The following is a 2,559-nucleotide window of genomic DNA, read 5'->3' on the forward strand; positions in this document are numbered from 1 at the left end:
TGATTAGCCTCATCCTGAGGAGGCGCGTAAGCGCCGTCTCGAAGGACGAGGCGTGCGCGCAGGCCGCCGCAACGAGTCATATGCGATAGCCCTGCATCCTGAGGTGCTGGAGCAATGGGGGCGCCACCAGGTCATCGAACGCGGCTTGCTACCGACTTCATCTTCGCGCCCGATGACATCGCACTCGGCCAGGGCGGCGTCATCTTCAGCGATGGCATTGAGGCCGACCGCCTCGATTTCAACGCCGGCGCAGAGGTCACGATTGGCATCGCCGCGCGGCGCGGGCGGCTGATCGTGTGACGATGTTAACTACCGAGCGCATTCTCGCCGGCCTCGCGGCCGGGAACGCTGACATGAACCTCATGTCCCTCGCGCAGCGCCAGCGAAGCTGCGGCGACCGCTGACTCGAACGCAGCTTCCTTGGTGGCATACCGGCTCTTGACGTCGCCGTCGTGAAGCACGCCCCATTCGTCCTGCACCGGCACGATCGCATATTGAGCAAGGCCCATGGTCTCCTCCTCCAGCTCTCTCATATCCATGCTCTATCGCTGCGTGAGCTGCGGATGCGCCGCGCCCACGCGCCACACCGTGTTGCCGCTGTCGTCGGCGACCAGCAGCGCGCCGGTCTTGTCGATGGCGACGCCGACGGGACGGCCGCGCGCGTGGTTATCGCTATTGAGGAAGCCGGTCACGACGTCCTGCGCCTGTCCGCTCGGCTTGCCGTCGCTGAACGGCACGAACACGACCTTGTAGCCGTTCAGCACCTGCCTGTTCCAGCTGCCGTGCTCACCGACAAAGGCGCCGCCGCGATAGGCGCTTGGCAGGCTGGTCCCGGTAGAGAAGGCCATTCCGAGCGGGGCGACATGCGAGCTCAGTGCGTAGTCGGGCACGATCGCCTTGGCGACGAGATCAGGCCGCTCCGGCTTGACGCGGGGGTCGACATGCTGGCCGTAATAGCTGTAGGGCCAGCCATAGAAGCCGCCGTCCTTCACCGATGTCATGTAGTCGGGCACGAGGTCGGGGCCGAGCTCGTCGCGCTCGTTCACAACCGTCCACAAAGCGCCGGTCTGCGGCTCGAAGCTGAGGCCGTTCGGATTGCGCAGGCCGCTCGCAAAGATGCGCCAGCGGCCGCTGTCGCGGTCGACTTCGAGGATGGCGGCGCGATTGTGCTCGGCCTCCATGCCGTTCTCGGTGATGTTGCTGTTGGAGCCGACGCCCGCATAGAGCTTTGAGCCGTCGGGGCTGGCGACGAGGCTCTTGGTCCAGTGATGGTCGATCGGGCCGCCCGGCAGCGGCGTCAGCACCGTACCCGGCGCGGTGATCTTGGTGTCGCCTTCGGTGTAAGGATATTTGACGATGGCGTCGGTGTTGGCGACATAGAGATCGTTGCCGACCAGCGCGACGCCGAAGGGCGAATTGAGATGGTCGAGGAAGACGCTTTGGGTATCGGGGACGCCATCGCCGTTCGTGTCACGCAGCAACGTGATGCGATTGCTCTCGCCGGTATCGCCGCCTGACGTCGCCCAGGACTCGACGTAGCCTGTCACTATTTCCTTGGGCCGCTTGATCGGCGCACCCTTCGGCGCCTTGGATTCCACCACCAGTACGTCGCCATTGGGAAGCACATAGAGGAAGCGCGGATGCTGCAGGCCCGTCGCGAAGGCTTTGGCCTGCAAGCCCTCCGCGACCGTCGGCGTCTCGTCCTTCTTCCAGCCGACGATCCGCGCGATGTGTATCGGCGGCAGCCAATATTGCTGGATCTCGGGGAGCTTCGGGTTGGCGCCGATCTGCGCCTTGGGATCGCCGCTGCCATCGTCGCAGCCGGCGAGGCACAGCAGCGAGCAGCACACGAGCGCGCGGGCAAGCATGGACGTCATCGCGCAACTCCCACGCCGTGGCGATAGACCATGGCCCAGCCGAGCCAGCCGGTGACCGGCAGGATCAGGACGGTGAGCACCGAAAGAATGAGCCCGGTCGGCCACACCGAGGTCCAGGCATCGCGCGTGTGGATCAGGACATTGATGACGGCGAGGACCAGCGCCACCGCGTTGCCGAGCAGATGCGGCCAGGCCGGCGGCTGCGCGCGCACCAGGCGGTTGCCAAGGAAATCGATCAGGCCCGCAATCGCCACCAGCACGCCGAAGATGACGCCGACGAGCAGCAGCCAGGCGGAAAAATTCGCCCACATGATCTCTGCGCTGACGACATAGGCAATGTCGGTCAGCAGCGCGCCGGTGAAGCACACGATCGGGACCGGCACCAGCATCGGATGAATCGGATGGCCTGTGATTTGCGCGGTGCTGTGCACGTGCACGTCTTGCTGCACGGTCGGCCTCGTATGGCTTTCGCCCTGCCCGACCCGCCAACTCACGCTTGCGGCGAAGGTTCCTACTGCAGCGCGGTCAATGCACGCCCGCCTGATACGCCGCATATGCGCGCTTCAGGCCATCGTGAAGCGAGGTCGTGGCGCGCCAGCCGAGCTTGTCGAGGCGGCTGACGTCGAGCAGCTTGCGTGGCGTTCCGTCGGGCCGCGTTGTGTCGAATGAGATCTCGCCGCTA

Annotated in this window: 3 protein-coding genes and 2 pseudogenes; 1 reads left to right on the forward strand and 4 read right to left on the reverse strand. The window is 65.4% G+C overall.

All coding sequences use genetic code 11. The features are described from left to right. Positions 1–189: 189 nt before the first annotated feature. Positions 190–300: pseudogene (locus GGD63_RS41065) on the forward strand (sugar kinase); the annotation flags it as partial. 5 nt (positions 301–305) lie between these two features. Here GGD63_RS41065 and GGD63_RS39860 read toward each other — a convergent pair. The 4 genes and pseudogenes from GGD63_RS39860 to GGD63_RS40530 form a co-directional block, all read right to left on the reverse strand. Further along, positions 306–509 carry a hypothetical protein gene (locus GGD63_RS39860; protein ID WP_018647184.1) on the reverse strand — a complete coding sequence of 68 codons (204 nt, stop codon included), beginning with the start codon at positions 507–509 and terminating at the stop codon, positions 306–308. Between the two features lie 33 nt (positions 510–542). Beyond that, entirely contained in the window at positions 543–1,877 is a 1,335-nt protein-coding gene (locus tag GGD63_RS39865) for a sorbosone dehydrogenase family protein (RefSeq protein WP_183250655.1), read from the reverse strand. Then, the gene (locus tag GGD63_RS39870) at positions 1,874–2,326 is read right to left on the reverse strand and encodes a DUF2231 domain-containing protein (RefSeq protein ID WP_312013541.1); all 453 of its coding nucleotides are present in this window, start codon (positions 2,324–2,326) and stop codon (positions 1,874–1,876) included. The genes GGD63_RS39865 and GGD63_RS39870 overlap by 4 nt, the downstream gene beginning before the upstream one ends. Before the next feature lie 76 nt (positions 2,327–2,402). Then, positions 2,403–2,559 (reverse strand): annotated as a pseudogene (locus tag GGD63_RS40530) (GDP-L-fucose synthase); the annotation flags it as partial.

Source organism: Bradyrhizobium sp. cir1, assembly GCF_014198245.1.
Taxonomy (GTDB): Bacteria; Pseudomonadota; Alphaproteobacteria; order Rhizobiales; family Xanthobacteraceae; genus Bradyrhizobium.